Source organism: Ruegeria sp. YTSC199, from assembly GCF_059609725.1.
Genome location: NZ_JBXWMF010000006.1, coordinates 210,862 through 228,841 on the forward strand (window position 1 = coordinate 210,862; position 17,980 = coordinate 228,841).

General features: G+C 59.5%; 19 protein-coding genes. 8 read left to right on the forward strand and 11 right to left on the reverse strand.

The features are described 5' to 3' along the window. Positions 1 to 26: 26 nt before the first annotated feature. The 3 genes from AC2FEE_RS08145 to AC2FEE_RS08155 all read left to right on the forward strand — a co-directional run bounded on the left by AC2FEE_RS08145 (position 27) and on the right by AC2FEE_RS08155 (position 4,529). Positions 27 to 1,109, forward strand: coding sequence for a TRAP transporter substrate-binding protein (locus AC2FEE_RS08145; protein WP_496864331.1), 1,083 nt, complete (start codon positions 27 to 29; stop codon positions 1,107 to 1,109). Between the two features lie 121 nt (positions 1,110 to 1,230). Continuing rightward, positions 1,231 to 2,157, forward strand: a complete 927-nt coding sequence (locus tag AC2FEE_RS08150; RefSeq protein WP_496864333.1) for a TRAP transporter small permease subunit — start codon at positions 1,231 to 1,233, stop codon at positions 2,155 to 2,157. 17 nt (positions 2,158 to 2,174) lie between these two features. Next, entirely contained in the window at positions 2,175 to 4,529 is a 2,355-nt protein-coding gene (locus tag AC2FEE_RS08155; protein ID WP_496864335.1) for a TRAP transporter large permease subunit, read from the forward strand. A gap of 133 nt (positions 4,530 to 4,662) precedes the next feature. Here AC2FEE_RS08155 and AC2FEE_RS08160 read toward each other — a convergent pair whose 3' ends face one another. The 4 genes from AC2FEE_RS08160 to AC2FEE_RS08175 all read right to left on the reverse strand — a co-directional run bounded on the left by AC2FEE_RS08160 (position 4,663) and on the right by AC2FEE_RS08175 (position 6,879). Beyond that, entirely contained in the window at positions 4,663 to 5,052 is a 390-nt protein-coding gene (locus tag AC2FEE_RS08160) for a VOC family protein (protein ID WP_496864337.1), read from the reverse strand. Between the two features lie 6 nt (positions 5,053 to 5,058). Continuing rightward, entirely contained in the window at positions 5,059 to 5,883 is an 825-nt protein-coding gene (locus AC2FEE_RS08165; protein WP_480593561.1) for an arginyltransferase, read from the reverse strand. 75 nt (positions 5,884 to 5,958) lie between these two features. Continuing rightward, positions 5,959 to 6,390 carry an RDD family protein gene (locus tag AC2FEE_RS08170; RefSeq protein ID WP_496864339.1) on the reverse strand — a complete coding sequence of 144 codons (432 nt, stop codon included), beginning with the start codon at positions 6,388 to 6,390 and terminating at the stop codon, positions 5,959 to 5,961. Positions 6,391 to 6,456: 66 nt separating this feature from the next. Next, the gene (locus tag AC2FEE_RS08175; protein ID WP_496864341.1) at positions 6,457 to 6,879 is read right to left on the reverse strand and encodes a DUF2852 domain-containing protein; all 423 of its coding nucleotides are present in this window, start codon (positions 6,877 to 6,879) and stop codon (positions 6,457 to 6,459) included. A 154-nt stretch (positions 6,880 to 7,033) separates the two neighbouring features. Between AC2FEE_RS08175 and AC2FEE_RS08180 the strand changes: the two genes are divergently transcribed. The 5 genes from AC2FEE_RS08180 to AC2FEE_RS08200 are packed head-to-tail and all read left to right on the forward strand — an operon-like array spanning position 7,034 to position 12,248. Next, positions 7,034 to 7,423, forward strand: a complete 390-nt coding sequence (locus tag AC2FEE_RS08180) for a DUF4440 domain-containing protein (RefSeq protein ID WP_496864343.1) — start codon at positions 7,034 to 7,036, stop codon at positions 7,421 to 7,423. Beyond that, positions 7,420 to 10,209, forward strand: coding sequence for a [protein-PII] uridylyltransferase family protein (locus AC2FEE_RS08185; protein ID WP_496864346.1), 2,790 nt, complete (start codon positions 7,420 to 7,422; stop codon positions 10,207 to 10,209). The genes AC2FEE_RS08180 and AC2FEE_RS08185 overlap by 4 nt, the downstream gene beginning before the upstream one ends. After that, positions 10,196 to 10,468: a hypothetical protein gene (locus AC2FEE_RS08190; RefSeq protein WP_496864348.1), complete on the forward strand. Its 273-nt coding sequence runs from the start codon at positions 10,196 to 10,198 to the stop codon at positions 10,466 to 10,468. Before AC2FEE_RS08185 ends, AC2FEE_RS08190 begins: the two co-directional genes overlap by 14 nt. A gap of 38 nt (positions 10,469 to 10,506) precedes the next feature. After that, positions 10,507 to 11,709, forward strand: a complete 1,203-nt coding sequence (locus tag AC2FEE_RS08195) for an RSP_2647 family RNA methyltransferase (protein WP_496864350.1) — start codon at positions 10,507 to 10,509, stop codon at positions 11,707 to 11,709. Further along, complete coding sequence (locus AC2FEE_RS08200; protein ID WP_496864352.1) at positions 11,706 to 12,248, forward strand: RSP_2648 family PIN domain-containing protein; 543 nt, start codon at positions 11,706 to 11,708, stop codon at positions 12,246 to 12,248. The genes AC2FEE_RS08195 and AC2FEE_RS08200 overlap by 4 nt, the downstream gene beginning before the upstream one ends. Before the next feature lie 90 nt (positions 12,249 to 12,338). Here AC2FEE_RS08200 and AC2FEE_RS08205 read toward each other — a convergent pair whose 3' ends face one another. The 7 genes from AC2FEE_RS08205 to AC2FEE_RS08235 all read right to left on the reverse strand — a co-directional run bounded on the left by AC2FEE_RS08205 (position 12,339) and on the right by AC2FEE_RS08235 (position 17,959). Continuing rightward, positions 12,339 to 13,028 (reverse strand): M48 family metallopeptidase, encoded by a 690-nt coding sequence (locus AC2FEE_RS08205; protein WP_496864354.1) that lies wholly within the window; start codon positions 13,026 to 13,028, stop codon positions 12,339 to 12,341. Positions 13,029 to 13,115: 87 nt separating this feature from the next. Next, a complete protein-coding gene (locus AC2FEE_RS08210; RefSeq protein WP_496864356.1) occupies positions 13,116 to 13,709 on the reverse strand; it encodes a GNAT family N-acetyltransferase in 594 nt (197 codons plus the stop codon). Between the two features lie 115 nt (positions 13,710 to 13,824). Next, the gene (locus AC2FEE_RS08215; protein WP_496864358.1) at positions 13,825 to 15,009 is read right to left on the reverse strand and encodes a vWA domain-containing protein; all 1,185 of its coding nucleotides are present in this window, start codon (positions 15,007 to 15,009) and stop codon (positions 13,825 to 13,827) included. Positions 15,010 to 15,012: 3 nt separating this feature from the next. Beyond that, complete coding sequence (locus tag AC2FEE_RS08220) at positions 15,013 to 15,183, reverse strand: hypothetical protein (protein WP_496864359.1); 171 nt, start codon at positions 15,181 to 15,183, stop codon at positions 15,013 to 15,015. Positions 15,184 to 15,186: 3 nt separating this feature from the next. Next, the gene (locus AC2FEE_RS08225; RefSeq protein WP_496864360.1) at positions 15,187 to 16,551 is read right to left on the reverse strand and encodes a DUF2927 domain-containing protein; all 1,365 of its coding nucleotides are present in this window, start codon (positions 16,549 to 16,551) and stop codon (positions 15,187 to 15,189) included. Beyond that, positions 16,548 to 16,997, reverse strand: coding sequence for a GNAT family N-acetyltransferase (locus AC2FEE_RS08230; RefSeq protein WP_496864361.1), 450 nt, complete (start codon positions 16,995 to 16,997; stop codon positions 16,548 to 16,550). The genes AC2FEE_RS08225 and AC2FEE_RS08230 overlap by 4 nt, the downstream gene beginning before the upstream one ends. 116 nt (positions 16,998 to 17,113) lie before the next feature. Further along, complete coding sequence (locus AC2FEE_RS08235) at positions 17,114 to 17,959, reverse strand: AAA family ATPase (protein WP_496864362.1); 846 nt, start codon at positions 17,957 to 17,959, stop codon at positions 17,114 to 17,116. Between the last annotated feature and the right edge of the window lie 21 nt (positions 17,960 to 17,980).

Below are 17,980 nucleotides of genomic sequence, written 5' to 3' on the forward strand. Positions count from 1 at the left end.
AGAATATGTAGGGGAGGAACACTCATATGGATCGTCGTTCATTTTTGAAAACATCTGCTCTGGGCGGCTCGGCAGCTGCGGCCACCACGCTGGCGGCTCCGGCTTATGCGCAGGGCAAGCGCACGCTGACCATGGTGACCTCGTGGGGTCGTGGTCTGGCTGGTGTTTTCGACAGCGCGCAGCGTTGCGCCGACAGCATCACCGCGATGTCCGATGGCAACCTAACCGTCGACATCAAGGCCGCCGGCGAACTGGTTGGTGCGTTTGAGGTTTTTGACGCCGTATCGTCGGGCCAGGCAGACATGTACCACGCGGCTGACTATTACTTTGTCGGTCAGCATCCGGGCTATGCCTTCTTCACCGCTGTTCCGTTCGGCATGACCGCGCAGGAAATGGTGAACTGGTACTATCAGGATGGCGGCATGGAGCTGCATGACGAGCTGGGCCAGATCTTTGGTCTGAAGTCGTTCCTGGCCGGCAACACCGGAGCGCAGGCGGGCGGCTGGTACTCGAAAGAGATCAATAGCCCCGATGACTTCAACGGCCTGAAGTTCCGTATGCCGGGTCTGGGCGGTAAAGCTCTGGGTAAATTGGGCGCATCGGTACAGAACATTCCGGGATCGGAAGTGTATCAGGCGCTGTCCTCGGGCGCGATCGACGGCACCGAGTGGATCGGTCCGTGGGCCGACGAAAAGGCCGGTTTCCAGGAAATCACCAAGGTTTACTACACCGCCGGTTTCCACGAGCCGAACGCAGGCCTATCGCTGGCAACCAACCGCGATGTGTTCGACAGCCTGACACCCGCTCAACAGAAGATCATCGAAATCGCAGCGGGCGAAGCACACCAGTGGAACCTGGCGCAATTCCTGGCCAACAACGGTGCAGCGCTGCAGCGTCTGCAGTCGGGTGGCGTCAAGGTCATGGAATTCCCGGACAGCGTTTGGGATGCGTTCGGTGCGGCCAGCCAGGAAGTGCTGGACGAGAACATGGGCGACGACCTGTTTAAGAAAATCCACGACAGCGCAGTGGCGTCCTCGACCTCGTCGGCTGGCTGGCTGGACCTGTCGTCGGGTGTCTACACCACGCAGCGTAACCGCGTTCGCGGCTAATTGCCTGAACTATGCTAGACTGGTTTCCCCGCAATAGCGGGGAAACCATTCCCGTTGCACATTCGTGGTTCGGACAAAGCCGCGAATATCAGCAGTGCAACCGATACGACCTGGGGACAACATGCAGGACGAAAACGGTATCTCGTTCTTCGGCGCCCTGTGGAACGGACTGGTGTGGTTCGTTCAGAGCATTGCCGAAGCCTTCTATAATTTCGGATACGCCATCACGCATCCGCAACTCTGGCTGAACTGGTCGGACAAAGAAGCGATCATGCGCTTTGTCTACTACGGTGGCTCGGTCGAGTTCTTCTTTGTGGTATTCACCTTCTTTCTGGTTCTGACCGCCATCGGGCTCTACTACCGGAGCTTCATGTGGGGGATGGTGCGCGTCCTTGAGGGGTTCGCCAACACTACCGGGCGTTTCTTTGCCTGGGCGGGCCTGCTGATGGTGGTTCAGCAAATCGTTATTGTCTTTATGCAACGGGTGTTTGCCCGACCGGATATGTCCTTTGGTCTGGGCATTCCGTTCAGTCAGGACATCAGTTGGTACGCCGAAGAGTTGAAGCTCTATAACGCGATGGTCGTGTGCCTGTGCTGCACCTACACCTTCGTTCAGGGCGGTCACGTGCGCGTCGATCTGGTTTATGCCGGGATCAGCCACAGGGCCAAGCGTGTTGTCGATATGCTGGGGTCTTTGCTGTTCATGATGCCCATCGCCGTGCTGGTCTGGATGTACGGCTGGTATTTCATGTGGCGGCACCTGATCGTGCCGAAACCCTCGGCCAGTGACGCGTTGGACCGGTTGGTCATGAAGTCCCGCGCGCTGCGCTGGAACGTGGAAACCATCGGGTTCAGCCCCAACGGGTTCAACGCCTACTTCCTGTTCAAAATCCTTCTGGTCGCCTTCGCGGCGATGGTGTTCCTGCACGCGATCGCCTTCCTGTACCGGTCGTATCTGGAATACGTGGAAGGACAGGACAGCGTTGGAAAATACCTCGACAAGGACAGCCTTGGCGAGGGTGAAGAAGCCTACGAAGGCGCACATTAGGGACGGAGACCCAGACTATGTTATTCGGACTTGATGGCGTCGAGATAGGCCTCATTATCGTATTCTTCTGCCTCTTTGGAGGCATCCTATCCGGGTTCCCGGTGGCGTTTGCCATCGGCGGGGCCGGTATCATCTCATTCGGGATCATCGCGGCCTTGGACAGTGGCGGACTGCTGATCCATCAGGCGATTGATACAGGATCACAAGCCTATCGGGACCTGGTCAATTCAGGGATTAAACCCGATACCGTGTCAGTGTTCCGATACCCGGACTTACCGAGGATCGCCGAGCCGGTCTTTGTGCAGGGCTGGGAAACCGCTCTGGACCGCAACGTCTCGTTCATCGTGAACCGCATCAACGAACGCGTTCTGGCCGGTCAATCCATCGAGACCCTGCTGGCTGTTCTGATGTTCGTGCTGATGGGCATCACGCTGGAACGCTCGAAGATCGCAAACGACCTGCTGACCACGATGGCGCGCGTCTTTGGCCCTCTGCCGGGTGGTCTGGCCGTGTCGATCGTGGTTGTGGGCGCGTTTCTGGCGGCTTCGACCGGGATCGTGGGCGCGACCGTTGTGACCATGGGCCTGCTGGCGCTGCCGACCATGCTGCGGAACAACTATTCGCCAGAGCTGGCGACCGGTGTGATCGCGGCCTCGGGCACACTGGGACAAATCATTCCGCCCTCAATTGTGATTGTTCTGCTTGGGACGCTGGCTGGTGACCTTTATTCTACGGCGCAGGAAACCCGAGCCGTCGACGCAGGTTGCACCGACGCGCTGACCTACCTGGGTGAGCCCGCAGTGGTCTCAGTGGGCACGCTGTTTCAGGCAGCGCTGCTGCCGGGGATCATGCTGGCCTTGCTCTATGCGCTTTATGCGTTTGGCTATGCGCTGCTGAACCCGGACAAGGCCCCGGCGGTTGAGATGTCGGGCGGAAGTGGTGAGCCGATCACCCGTGCCGAGGGTCTGACCTGGTTGCTGGGGGCGCCGGTCGCGCTGATCGTGGGCGCGGTTCTGCTGGGCAGCGCCGGTGTTATTGGCAGCCAGAACATCAATGTCTCTGCGTTTTCGGATATCGGCGCTGGTGCCTCGTTGCGTACCAACGTGTCCGAAGAGTGCAAAGTGTCGATGATCGAACTGCACGGGCAATCCGCATGGGATCAGGCCGTAGCCGAGCAAGAGGCCATTGACGCGGCGGGTGGTACTGCCGAGGCAACGCGCCTGAGCGAAGAGGAACTGGCCGCCGCGCTGGACGCAAAGATCGCGGCTGCTGCTCCGATCGGCAATGGCGTCGCCGTTGTCGTGGTGCTGCTGGGCCTGACGCTGCTGATGGGGCGCGGTATCGCGCCATCGAAGTCGCCGCAGCCACTTATCGTTGGGACAATTGGCTTGTTGTTAATGCTGCTGGTTGACTTGGTTCTGATTGCGCCGACGACCTCATCCGGGGCCACGTTCCTGTTGCTGGCGGTACCGTTTGCGCTGGCCATCTACGGATCTAAAGAGGCGGCGATACGGTGTTCGAGCAATGATCTGATCCGGGTGGTCTTCCCACCGCTGGTTCTGATCATCGCAGTGCTCGGATCAATCCTTGGGGGTATCACCAACCCGACACCGGCGGCTGCGCTGGGGGCAGGCGGGGCGATCATGCTGGCGGCTTATCGCAAGCTGCAGGACCAGGGGGGCTCGGGCAAAGTGATCATCTGGTCGACATTTGCCGTCATCATCTGCCTTGTTTTGGGTGTGAACTTCGACCTGCGTGTCAATCAAGGCAACGTAACGGTCGAAACCTGGATTGCCTTCGTTCTGGCTTATGCAACCTATTTGTATGCGCTGTTCGGGCTGATCTACGGCTGCTGGGTCCTTTTCACCAGCGGGGTTCTGACCCCGGTAGTGCGTGAGACGGCCAAAGTGACCTCTATGGTCTTTACCATCCTGATCGGTTCGCAGCTGTTGAACCTGGTGGTGATCTCGTTCGGGGGTGAGCACTATATCCAGCAATTCCTCAAGAGCTTTGACAACGAGTTCACGGTCTTCCTGATCGTGATGCTGGTGCTGTTCATTCTTGGGTTCGTGCTGGATTTCCTCGAGATCATCTACATCGTGATCCCCATCGTGGGGCCGGTGATCTATGGCGGGTCGTTCGATCCGAAATGGGTGACGATCATGGTGGCGGTCAACCTGCAGACCTCGTTCCTGACGCCACCGTTCGGCTTTGCGCTGTTCTACCTGCGGGGGGTCGCGCCGAAAGAGGTGACGACGGGCCATATCTATCGCGGTATCGTGCCCTTCGTGATCATTCAGGTCGTGGGGATTGCGATCCTGTGGTTCTTCCCGTCGATTGTGACCATCGTACCGGATCTGATCCCGAACTGATGTTTCGCCGTAATCAAATGAAAAAGGGGGCCGCACGGCCCCCTTTGCTTTGGTGAATTGCGGAAGCGGCCAGCGTTTACTTGGCCTGCGGCCAATTCAACCCCGGGGATTAATTACCCAGAGGACGGGTGCATCAGGTGAACTGGATCAGGTCCCAGCGATTGCCGAACGGGTCGCACCAGACGGCGACCGTGCCATAGGGTTCGTTTCTTGGGTCTTCTTCGAAATGGACGCCTTTGGCACGCATTGCGGCGTGGTCGCGATCAAAGTCATCCGTTTGCAGGAAGAAGCCTACGCGTCCTCCGGTCTGGTTGCCGATGGCGGCGGTCTGGTTCGGACCGTCAGCCCGGGCCAGCAAAAGGGCGGCGCCGGCTGAACCCGGAGGCGTCACCAGCACCCAACGTTTGCCGCCGCCCAGATCAATATCCTGCGTCAGGGTGAAGTTCAGTGTTCGGGTGTAGAACGCGATGGCGGTATCGTAATCCGATACCACCAGGGTAACGGCGTGTAGGCTCTGATGCATGAAAGATCAGCCTTTGGTCGGGTGGCGGTCGGGCAGCTGTATGCCTGCTACCTGTTCCGCGATCGGGGCCGTAGAGAGGGGGTGATGGCTGGCCTCGGCCAATGCAGCCGGATTGTCGACGCGGTTCCAATTGCCCTGCATATAGGCCTCAAGCCCCGAGAAACGTGCTTTGTATCCCATCTTGGGGCTGCCAGGCACCCAATAGCCAAGATAGACATAGGGCAGGCCAGCCTCGCGCGCGATGTCGATATGATCGAGGATCATATGGGTGCCCAGCGAGTTTTGGGGCTGTTCCGGGTCATAGAAGGAATAGACCATGCTCAGCCCGTCATCCAGAACGTCGGTCAGGCTGACGGCAATCAGTTGATCGGTTTCGGGGTCGGCATATTCCACCACGCGGCTGCGGATCGGGGTTTCTTCAATCATGGCGGCGAATTCAAACACGTCCATATCGGCCATGCCGCCATCGGCGTGGCGGCTATCGAGATAGCGGCGAAACAGATCGTACTGCTCATCCGTTGCCCAAGGCGAATTTGCCCGGCGCCGCAGGTGCGCATTGCGTTTGGCGGTGCGTTTCTGGCTTTTGCTGGGGCGAAAAGCCGAGACGTCGATGCGGGCGGACAGACAGGCTGCGCAATCGGTGCAGGACGGGCGGTAAAGTACGTTCTGAGACCGGCGAAATCCCTGTTGCGACAGTGAGTTGTTCAGCTGATCGGCCCCTTCGCCCTGCAGGGCGGTGAACAGCTTGCGCTCCATCCTGCCCTCAAGGTAAGGGCAGGGCTGGGGTGCCGTCACATAGAATTGCGGCGCTATTGGCAGCGTGTGTCGCATGAAGGTTCCGTGTTTCCTGAGATAGGATGATAACAACGGTTCCTTGAGCCGCCAAGTGATTCAATCGGCTGATTTTTATGCTCGCTGGTTGATCATTACCGTACCAAGGAACGCATCGGTCAGGCCCTGACAGCGCGCGCTGGTCAGCATCATTATGACGGAAATGATCTGAACCACGAAAAACGCCATGCTGATGAAATACCCGGCAGTGTGGGCCACGGCCTTACCAGTATCCAAGCGGGACCCAAAGGCGTCGCGCAGTTCGATCCCCATGAACCGCATCCCCAGCGTTGCCGATCCGTTGGCAATCGTGACGACGCGATAGACGAAACTGATGACGCCATAGATCAGCGGCAGAAAGAACAGCCCCGCGCCGAAGGTCAGGAAAACCGGCACGATGCACAGCAGTGAGATAAAGGCGATGTCAAAAAGCCATGCAACAAAGCGCTTGGTTGCGACCGATTGATAGAATTCGGGTTGGCTGTCTGGATCAGGCAGGTGAGTCATTCAGTGTAATCCGCGTCGTTGATTGGGGTCACCCTGTCCCGAAAGACGGGACAGGGCAAGATTGGATTAGGCGCGCTCGCCGTTTTCGGCCTCATCGCGGTTTTCGCTGGTGCGTTCGTCCATAAACTGATCGAACTCGGCCTTGTCTTTGGCTTCGCGCAGACGGCGCAGGAAAGCCTCGAAGTCCTGCTGTTCCCGCTCCAGACGCGCCAGAGTGTCGGCCTTGTAGGCGTCAAATGCGCTGTTACCCGAAGGCTTCATCGCGCTCATGTGGCTGTGCCAGGATTTGCGGCGGCTGCAGGATTTGCTGAACATGCGTTTGCTCCAGATCAGGTAGGCCAGAAGGGCGAGGCCGACTGGCCAGAAGAAGATGAAACCAAGGACCATGACGGCGATCCAGGCGCCCTTGCCTTTGTCGTCAAGCCAGGCTTCGATACGGTGCAGCCATCCCGGGTTTTCAGGGACGGCGGGGTCGGATAGTGCAGTCATTTGTGGTCTCCGGGGTTGATGTTAATCGTTTTGACATTCTTAAGATGGGCAGCGCGCGGCCCGTTGCAAGGGGTCGATGTGAAAAAGATTTACATTAAGTGCGGCGAAACCTTCTCCGGTTGACCTTCGCCCGGATCGGGCGCAGATTTCGCGCATGCAGAATACTGAACAAACATCACCTCCGGCGCTGGACGAAATTCTCTCTTTGGAAAAGCAGGTCTGGGCTGCGTTAGTCGACGGCAATGCCTCGGCTGACCGGGCGCTGCTGAGTGCGGATTTTCTGGGAGTGTATCCGACCGGATTTGCCAATCGGGATGATCATGTTGGGCAGTTTGCCGATGCACCGACCATGGCTCGCTACGAACTGAGTGAGACAAAGCTGAGGATTCTGACCAGTGACATCGTGCTGCTGACCTATCGCGCGGACTATCAGCGCCCCGGATCAGACACGTGGGAGGCGATGCTGATCTCATCCCTGTGGGAGCGGCGCCTGGACGTCTGGGTCAACAGTTTCAGCCAGGATACCCCGTTGGAGGTGCAATGACCGGCCCGCTGACCATCCACCGCGTTCCGCGTGCCTTTGATGCCTCTTTGGGCCAGGAGGCGCTGAACGCAGTATCCGACGTTACGCCCGAACAGGGCGAGTTGATTGAAGGGGCGGCCGGGTCCAGCCCCTACCTGAAGAGCCTGATCGAGCATGAACGCGAATGGTTGCCGCAGGCCCTTCAGCATCCCGATCAGGCGCTGGCCGGGGTCATGGCTGCGGCAAAAACCCTGCCGCCGGATCAGTTAAAGCCGGGATTGCGTCAGGCAAAACGGCAGATGGCCCTGTTAACAGCGCTGGCTGATCTGGCCGGGGCGTGGCCGTTGGAGAAGGTCACAGCGGCACTGACGGAATTCGGCGCGCTGGCTGCGGATGTAGCCGCCAAGGCCGAGATCGCGGCGTTGATCCGGCGCGGCAAGCTGCCCGGTATGGGGCCGGATGATGTCGAAACCGCCGCCGGGATGATCATTCTGGCGATGGGTAAGATGGGCGCACACGAACTGAACTACAGTTCGGATATCGACCTGATCGTGCTGTTCGATGAAACCCGCTTTGACCCGGATGACTTTTATGACGCGCGACACGGCATGGTGCGGGCGACGCGGAATTTCTGCGCCACGCTCAGCGACAAGACCGCTGACGGCTATGTGTTTCGCACCGATCTGCGCCTGCGCCCCGATCCGGCAGTTACCCCGGTCTGCATGGCGGCCGAGGCCGCCGAGCGGTATTATGAAAGCCTCGGCCGCACATGGGAACGCGCCGCGTATATCAAGGCGCGCGCCTGTGCCGGCGATTTGGCGGCAGGACAACGCTTTCTGGATACGCTGCGACCCTTTGTCTGGCGCCGCCATCTGGATTTTGCAGCCATTCAGGACGCCCACGACATGCGCCTGCGTATTCGTGAAAACAAGGGCACCGGCGGAGCGCTGACGATCCCGGGCCATGACATGAAGCTGGGGCAGGGCGGTATCCGTGAGATTGAGTTTTTCACCCAGACCCGCCAGTTGATCGCCGGGGGCCGCGACCCTGATCTGCGGGTGCGGGGCACGGTGCCCGGCCTGACCGCGCTGGCCGAAAAAGGCTGGATCCCGCAGGAGGTTGCCGACAAGCTGACCGACCACTACCGCGCCCATCGCGAGGTCGAACATCGCATCCAGATGGTTCATGACTCGCAGACCCACAAGGTGCCTCAATCGGAGGACGGGATCGAACGCGTTGCCTGTCTGATGGGGATCGGCAGCACCGGGTTGACCGCCGAATTGACGCGTCGCCTGACCGAGGTTCATGAACTGACCGAAGGGTTCTTTGCTCCCGGCTCTTCGACCACGGCACCGGCCAAAGAAGCCGTGTTCGACCAAAGCGTTCTGGCTCGCTGGCCCACCTATCCGGCGCTGCGCTCACAGCGGGGCGCACGGATATTCGAACGGCTCAAGCCCGAACTGCTCTCGCGATTGTCGAAAACCGCAAAACCGGATGAGGCGCTGATGGCGTTGGACGGATTCCTGTCAGGCTTGCCCGCCGGGGTGCAGCTGTTTTCCCTGTTCGAAGCCAACCCGCAACTGATCGACCTGCTGGTGGATATCGTGGGGACCTCGCACGCGCTGGCCGAGCATCTGTCGCGCAATGCAGCCGTGTTCGATGCGGTGATTGGCGGCAGTTTCTTCGCCGACTGGCCCGGGCAGCCGGTGTTGCAGGCCGAACTGTCACAGGCGCTGGAGCACGAGGTGGACTATGAAACACAGCTCGATTACGCCCGGCGCTGGTGCAAGGAATGGCATTTCCGCATCGGGGTTCATCATCTGCGCGGGTTGATCGACGGGGCGCATGCCGGGCAGCAATATGCCGAACTGGCCAGCACGGTGATCGCTGCGATCCTGCCTTGTGTGACCGAGCAATTCGCCAAGAAACACGGACCTGCGCCGGGACGTGGGGCGGCTGTGCTGGGCATGGGATCGATCGGGGCGGGGCGGATCAATTCTCAATCCGATCTGGATATGATCGTAATCTATGACCCGCAGGATCAGGACATGTCCGACGGCCCGCGCCCTCTGGCTACGCGCACCTATTACGCCCGTTTTACGCAGGCTCTGATTACGGCGTTGTCGGCGCCGATGTCTCAGGGGCGGCTTTACGAGGTCGACATGCGCCTGCGCCCCTCGGGTAATCAGGGGCCGGTGGCGACCAGTTGGGCCAGCTTTACCAACTATCAGCAGAACGAAGCCTGGGTGTGGGAGCATCTGGCCCTGACCCGTGCCCGCGTGGTGGCCGGAAACGCCGGGCTGGCGCAGGATATCGAGACCTTCCGCGCTGAATTCCTGAAAAAGCACGAAGATCGCGGAAAGGTCCTGCGTGAAGTGGCCGAGATGCGCGCTCGTCTGGCGGCAGCCAAATCTCCGGCCGGGATATGGGATGCCAAGAACGGTGCGGGCCGGATGATGGATATCGAGCTGATGGCCGAAACCGGGGCGCTGTTGTCGGGCGTCGCGCAGCGTGACGTACAGTCCGGGTTGGACGGTGCTGTCGCTGCGGGATTGCTGAATGTCGCTCAAGCGCAAACGCTCAAGGATTGCTACGAACTATGTTGGTCAGTGCAATGCGCGGCCCGGCTGCTGTCGGGCAAGGTGATCGAGGCCGACAATATCGGCGAGGGTGGTGCAGCCTTCCTGTGCCGCGCGACCGGGTACGAACAGGTCGAACAGCTTCAGGCCGCCTTGCAGGAAAGTTATACCGCCGCCGCCGGAGTCATCGGCAGCGTGATCGAGGAGGGGAAAGATGCCGCGCAGTGACGATCCGAATGATCACAAGGGCCTGATCCGAGAGGCTTATCGCATAGACGGTATCACGCTGCCCGAATGCCGCAGCATCTTCCTGGACTGGGCGCTTAGCCTGCCGGAAGAGCGGGACCAAAAGCAGGCCCTGACCGAGTTGCACGCCGCCTACGCCGCGCAAGAGGCGGATCACCCGATGACTCAGGTACTGGCCGAAGGGCTGCAATCGGCGCGGGCGCCGAAACGGCGCGGCGGCTGGCGATCCCGGCCCCGCTAGGGCTTTCCCCCCGACGCGTTCACTACTATGAGGGCGTCATGACCCAAGCCACTGACCGCCCCCGTATCCGCCTGAAACCCAAAGCCAACGCGCGCGGTTTGCGCCATGGCTTCCCGTGGGTCTATGCCAATGACATCGTCACCGACCGTCGGACACGAAAAATCCCGGCTGGGGCCTTGGCTGTGCTCGAGGACGAGAAACGCGCGCCCATCGCATTGGTCGCGGTGAACCCCGAGTCCAAGATCATGTGCCGTGTTCTGGATCGCAATCTGTATGCGGAACTGAACGCCGAATGGTTTGAAACCCGTTTGCGCCGCGCGTTGGAGATGCGCGAGCGCCTGTTCGACGCGCCGTTTTACCGCCTGATCCACGCCGAAGCGGACGGCTTTCCCGGCGTGATCATCGACCGGTTCGGGGACGCCTGCGTCATACAACCCAACGCTGCCTGGGCCGAGGCGCATCTGGACACGTTGACCGATGCTTTGGTCCGCGTCACCGGCGTGACGACGGTGTTGAAAAACGCCTCGGGCCGCACCCGTGGGCTTGAGGGGCTGGATGACGAGAACCAAACTCTGCGCGGTACCGCGCCTGAAGCGCCGCTGCCGGTGCCAATGAACGGGGCCACGTATATGGCCGACCTGACCGGTGGTCAGAAAACCGGCCTGTTCTACGATCAGCGCCCCAACCATACTTTCGCCGCGCGGCTGGTACAGCCGGGCGCACATGTGTTGGACGTGTTCAGCCACGTCGGCGGGTTCGGTCTGGCGATGTTGGCCGGAGGGGCGGCGCAGGCTTATTCCGTTGACGGATCGGCCGCAGCGCTTGAGCTGGCCGCACAGGGCGCTGATGCCTCGGGTTGTGCCGACCGCTTCCAGACCCGGCAGGGTGATGCCTTCGAAGTACTCACCCAACTGGGCGAAGAAGGCGCACAATTCGATGTGGTCATCTGCGATCCGCCAGCCTTTGCGCCCTCGAAACAGGCGCTGGATGCGGGGCTTCGGGCCTATGAACGCGTGGCGCGGCTGGCGGCGCCCCTGGTTAAGCTTGGCGGTTACCTCGGCCTGTGTTCTTGTTCTCACGCGGCCGATCTTGGCCGTTTCCGCGATGCCTCATCGCGCGGTATTGGTCGGGCAGGGCGGCAGGCACAGCTGATCCACACAGGCTTTGCCGGACCTGATCACCCGCAATTGCCGCAACTGGCCGAAAGCGGCTACCTCAAAGCCGTGTTCTACCGGCTGTGAAAGCTGTTCTGGATACCTGTGTCATCTACCCCACGGTGATGCGAGAGATGCTGCTGGGCGCGGCCAAACGCGGTCATTTTCAACCCATCTGGTCGGCTCGCATCCTCGAGGAATGGGCCCGTGCCGCCCGCAAACTTGGCCCGGAGGGCGAGGTACAGGCCCGCGCCGAAATCGCCCTGACTCAAGCGCACTGGCCAGACGCGGAACGCGGAGCCCAGCCGGGCGTTGAACAGCGCCTCTGGCTTCCCGACAGTGCCGATATTCACGTTCTCGCCACGGCCATTACAGCTTCGGCGGATGTCATCGTCACCGTCAACGCCAAGGATTTTCCAAGAAATATTCTATCGGAAGAAGGACTTGAACGTCGCGACCCCGACAGCCTGCTACATAGCTTCTGGCAAAACGACCCGGATGGCATGGCCGACACAGCCAACCGCGTCCTGGCTGAAGCCAATCGCCTGTCCGGAGACGAATGGACCCTTCGGGCGCTGATGAAAAAGGCACGTCTGCCGCGTCTGGGAAAAGCGCTCACCACTTAAACCCGGATCCGTTTTCATCTGGCTGTAAAAATCCCGGGGAGCCGCAACTGGAAGCGCCAATGACGGCGGGCCGACCCCTCGCATCTGAAGCTATCTGCCCACGCCCCACCGCTGCTCAAGCGCTTCCAGCGCCGCAATCCGTTCATCGGTGTTCGGATGGCTCATCAACCATGCGGGAACCACTCCGGCGCGCTGCTGGGTCAGGTCTTCCAGCTTGTGGAACAAGGATTTCTGCGGCCCGATCCCAATACCGGCCTTGGTCAGCAAAGCAGCGGCATATTCATCGGCCTCATATTCATCCCCGCGCGAAAGGCGCGAGGCCAGCAGATGTGTCAGCATATTGGCAATCCACGCGCCGATGAAGGGAATGAACCGGTTCAACAGCATCATCAACGCTGCCCGCAATGCGTTTTGGCCGGAAAAATCGATCATCCGCCGCCGCGCATGCCCCAGCGCAACATGCCCCAGCTCATGTGCTATAACGCTGGCCATTTCCTCGGCCGAAACCTCTCCGTTACGGAACTTGCGATAAAAGCCGCGCGTAATGAATATCCGCCCGTCAGCAGCCGCCAGACCGTTCACCGGGTCGATCTCGTAGATGTAAACCGGGACCCGGTCGATCTCGAGCGCGGCGGCCAGCCTGTCAGTCATGCGTTTCAGCACCGGATCGGCCAGTTCGGTCGATTTCGCATCCAGCTCTCGGTGCGTTCGCCAGACGGAAATCCGGTACATCACGATGGCATAGGCAATGGCCAGCAGGATAGGGGTGAAGCGTAGCATAGGATAGATATGGGCGAACGCTGGTTGTGAGGCAATATCGGGTTGGGCAATTTGTCCGCTTTGCGGACGGAGCGGTCGTTGCCTGCCTTAGTGTGAAATTCGCATAAGCGCTTTGTTCATAAGCAGCCATTGCGTGGCTTCAGTGTCTGCGCCGCATCCGACAAAAGGTTCAGACGCGGTCACTGCGTAGCCCCGCTTTTCATAGAACCTGATGGCGTTCTGATTTGTGTCGACGACTAGGAGGCAAATTTCAAAAGCGCCGGCTGTGATTGCGCGCTCTTCCGCAAGCACCATCAGTTTCGATGATAGCCCACGCCCTTGGAACTCAGCCGCGGTGGCAATCCCATGGACGTACCAAGCACCTTGTGCTTTCGAGTAGAGTTTCGTCACGGGAACGAGCATCTCGTCGATTTCCCGAACAAACGGGTTCGGTTTATCAGCAATCTTGAAGCTAACAAGCATTGCCGCGATTTGCTCGTCTATGTCTGCGACGATTGTGTTCTTTTCATCAATGAAGGTATTTTGAACGCGTCGGCCAAACGCATCGGCAGCCTCATTTTCGAGAGCCAATCTCGACCACAGAGTTTCTACAAATCCGGGAACCGTTGAGATTGCTAGAGGTAATACCCCTTCAATGTCATCCGGCACCGCAAGTCGGAATGGAGCGGGAAGTTGGCTCAACTGATCTGCCTTCTATTCGTTCAACTATTGCTATCGTAAAACGTTTCGGCAATGCGAAGAAACCAAAATCACATCTGTCACTATGGGCTCAGAGCTGCCATCCGCCTAACCCTATTTACCGCGTCAATTCCTTCATTCCCTGTTCCAGTCCGGCCAGGGTCATCGGCACCATGCGATCCTCAAAAATTTCCTGGATCATGCCGATCGAGTGGGTGTATTCCCAGTATTTCTCGGGCACCGGGTTGATCCACAGGTTTGACGGCCACTGTTCGCGTGCGCGTTGCAGCCAAACCTGACCTGCCTCCTTGTTCCAGTGTTCATTGGCGCCGCCGGGATAGGCGATCTCGTAGGGGCTCATCGAGGCGTCGCCGACAAAGATGCATTTGTAATCTGAACCGTAGGTCCGCAGCACCTCATGCGTTGGGGTCTGCTGATCCCAGCGACGGCGATTGTCGCGCCAGACACCTTCATACAGGCAGTTGTGGAAGTAGTAATACTCCAGATGCTTGAACTCGGTCCGGGCCGCTGAAAACAGCTCTTCAACCACCTTGATATGCGGATCCATCGAACCGCCCACGTCCAGAAACAGCAGCACCTTGACCGCGTTGTGACGCTCGGGGCGGGTTTTGACGTCCAGATAGCCGTGCTCGGCCGTGGCGCGGATGGTGCCGTCCAGATCCAGTTCCTCGGCAGCACCCTCGCGCGCCCAGCGGCGCAGGCGTTTCAGAGCGACCTTGATGTTTCGAGTGCCCAATTCAACCGTGTCGTCTAAATTCTTGAATTCGCGCTTGTCCCAGACCTTGACCGCGCGCTGATGTCGGCTTTCCTTCTGCCCGATACGGACGCCTTCGGGGTTGTAGCCATAAGCCCCGAACGGAGACGTCCCGGCAGTGCCGATCCATTTGTTGCCGCCCTGATGGCGGCCTTGCTGTTCGGCCAAACGCTCGCGCAGCGATTCCATCAGCTTGTCAAAGCCGCCCAAAGCCTCGATCTCTGCCTTTTCTTCGTCAGACAGGTGTTTTTCGGCCATCTTGGCCAGCCAGTCGGCCGGAATATCGACCGCCTCGAGCACCTGATCAAAGCTGATCTCATTCAGCCCTTCGAAACTGGCGGCAAAGGCGCGGTCGAACTTGTCGATGTTACGTTCATCCTTCACCATCGAGACGCGGGCGAGATAATAAAATGCCTCGACATCGTAGGTGGCCAGACCCTTTTTCATACCCTCCAGAAACGTCAGGTATTCGCGTAAAGAAACGGGAATGCCAGCTTTGCGGAGGTTTTCGAAAAAGGGCAGAAACATCGCTTAACCCACAATCCTTACAAGGATCAGCGACAGCACCAGCCCGGTAAGCGCAAAGGCAATGCCATAGCCGACAGCGTATTGGGCCATGTCGGCACCGTTACCATTGCGTTTGCGTGCCGTCAGCGCCCCAAGGATTGCCCCCAGTATCGCCATTCCCAAAACCACGACCATGCGTTATCCGCCCCTGTTATTGCGAGGTCCTTCGGCAACGTCCTGCATCAGCGACCGGACCACCGTTTCCGAGCCGAAGCCGTAGCGTGCCCATCCCAGACTGTCCAGCCTGACGGAACGTGCCTGAGCGGTCCGGCCTGCCTGATTGAGCGCTTCGGATTTCAGCAGCAGCAGCGTGGCCAGTTGCGATGCGTTTTCGGCGCGTGTCATCACGTCGATGGCCTTATCCAGTTCAGGCAGAGCTTCGGGGCCTTTGCCCTGCGCCAGCGCATAAGCGGCGGTCTGGGTGGTGATATAGGCCTGATGAACCTCGGTGCCGGGAGTGGCGCGCAGGAATTGCAGGGCAATCTGATAGTTGCGCAGTGCCTCCTGTGGGTTATCGAACTGCTCCATACGGCCCATCACATAATAGGGGTAGGCGCGGCGGTGGTCGGTCCAGCCTTGTTCCTGCCCGATCCGGGTGGCCATTTGGGCGTCTCTCAGACGCCTTTTTGCCCTGCGTGTCGGTCGCAGAGATTTCTGAATCGCGTTGATCCACTCTCGCGGTGTTTCTGAAACCGGTTGCGCAGGCAGAGCATCACCGCGCGGGTTCAGGCGGCTGAGAACGCCGGGCAGGGCGGCTTCGACCTGTTCGCGGGTCATGCCGCTGCGCAGTTCGGGCGCATAGGCCGTGCGCAGGATCAGCATGTCGAAACCCGTCAGGACGGTGTGGATGTTGTCATCGTTGAACACCGAATCCGGCAGGTGGTACAGGTCGTTTAACGGCCCCAGCGCCTGCGCGACCTCTTCATGCAGACAGTCGCGCTTTTCCTGTGGGCTGACATCGTAGGGGATAAAAATCCCCAGACGCTCTCGGCTGCGCAGGCGGGACCAGCTGCTTTTCTGTTTGCGTCGGTCGCGTCGGTATTCCTCGAAACTTGAAGAGTTGGGCACCACGAAACAGGCCGCCTGCGGCAGGATGGCATGGATTTCGTCCTGGCTGACGGCCTCGATGGTGATGTTGGCCGTACCGTCCGAGATTTGACTGATGTCGATTCCGGCTTCACGGCGCAAGCGGTTCAGCAAGCGGGTCAGGTCGCGCTGCATCGACGGGGTAGGAGCGCCGGTCAGGCGGACGGTGATCGGGGTTTCGAACCGAGTGAACACCGGTAATTGAGCGCCCCCTTCCAGCGCAAAATGCAAGGATACGAAATCAGCCGCGATATTTGCGTTCGACCTGCCCGCAGGCGTGGGGGTCGAACGGGTAAACGTTTTGGCTGGTGGCAGTTTTTCCTCGATGACCTGAACGCGGGTCGGGACTTCGTTTGTCTCAACAGTCGCGCAGCCCACCAGCGTCAAAGCGGCAATGATCGCGGTCCAACGCATCATGGACGCTGGTACCGGATGAATGGCGTCTGCTTGCCGATGCGGTCATATAGCTTGCGGGCGGTGTGGTTGAAATCTTGCGTCAGCCAGTAGACAGACGGGGCTCCTTGACGATCGGCCTCATCATACACAGCTTGGATTAGGGCGCGACCGACGCCGGTGCCGCGTGCCTCGGGCCGGGCGTAAAGGTCCTGCAAGTAACAGACGGATTCAACCTTCCAAGCGTGGCGATGAAACAGGTAATGGGTCAGACCAACCAGTCGCCCATTTGTTTCGCCGACAAAGCACGAAAACTCATGCGGATCGTCGCCCAACAGGCGTGCAAAGGTGGTGTCAAAGACTTCATCCGGCACAGATGTTTCATAGAATGCCAGATAGTCGCGCCACATGTCGGACCAGTCTGCGCGGTCTTCGGGTTGCAGCGCGCGGGTGGTCAGAGTGTCAGCCATTCAGAATGTCCCGTCTTGTCCGGTCATACATAGCCCGGACACACCGGACCGCCATCTGCAATGCTGACAGGCAGGCCAGCTCAAAGCAAGCGGCGATCACCGGTTGTTCACTGGGCTCAGCGTTTGGCACGCGCCATGAACGCGAGACGCTCGAATAGATGCACGTCTTGTTCATTCTTCAACAATGCACCGTGTAGCTTGGGCAGGGCGTTGGCGCCATCGCGTTTTAAGTCCTCGGATGTGAGGTCTTCGGCCAACAGCAGCTTCAGCCAGTCCAGAACTTCGGATGTCGAGGGTTTTTTCTTAAGGCCCTGCGTCTCGCGGATTTCATAGAACTGGGTCAACGCGGTGGTCAGCAGTGCATCTTTGATGCCGGGGTGGTGCACCTCGACGATCCGGCGCATGGTCACCTCGTCCGGAAAGCGGATATAGTGGAAGAAGCAGCGGCGCAGGAAGGCGTCCGGCAGTTCCTTCTCGTTGTTCGAGGTGACGATGACGATGGGACGATGCCTGGCCCGGATGGTCTCACCGGTCTCATAGACGTGGAACTCCATTTTATCGAGTTCCTGCAGGAGGTCGTTGGGGAACTCGATATCGGCCTTGTCGATCTCATCGATCAGCAGAACAACCTTTTCGCCGGCCTCGAACGCCTGCCACAGTTTGCCTTTGCGGATATAGTTCGAAACGTCATGCACGCGCTCATCGCCCAACTGGCTGTCGCGCAGGCGACTGACCGCATCATATTCATACAGGCCCTGCTGCGCGCGGGTGGTGGATTTTACATTCCACTCGATCATCTTAAGCCCCAGCGCATCGGCTACCTGCTTCGCCAGCTCGGTCTTGCCGGTGCCGGGCTCACCCTTGACCAGCAGCGGACGTTCCAACGTCACGGCAGCGTTTACCGCAATGTTCAGGTCGTCGGTGGCAACATACTCTGCGGTGCCTTGGAAACGTGCGGTCATGGGCCCCTCGTGTGGTTTCGC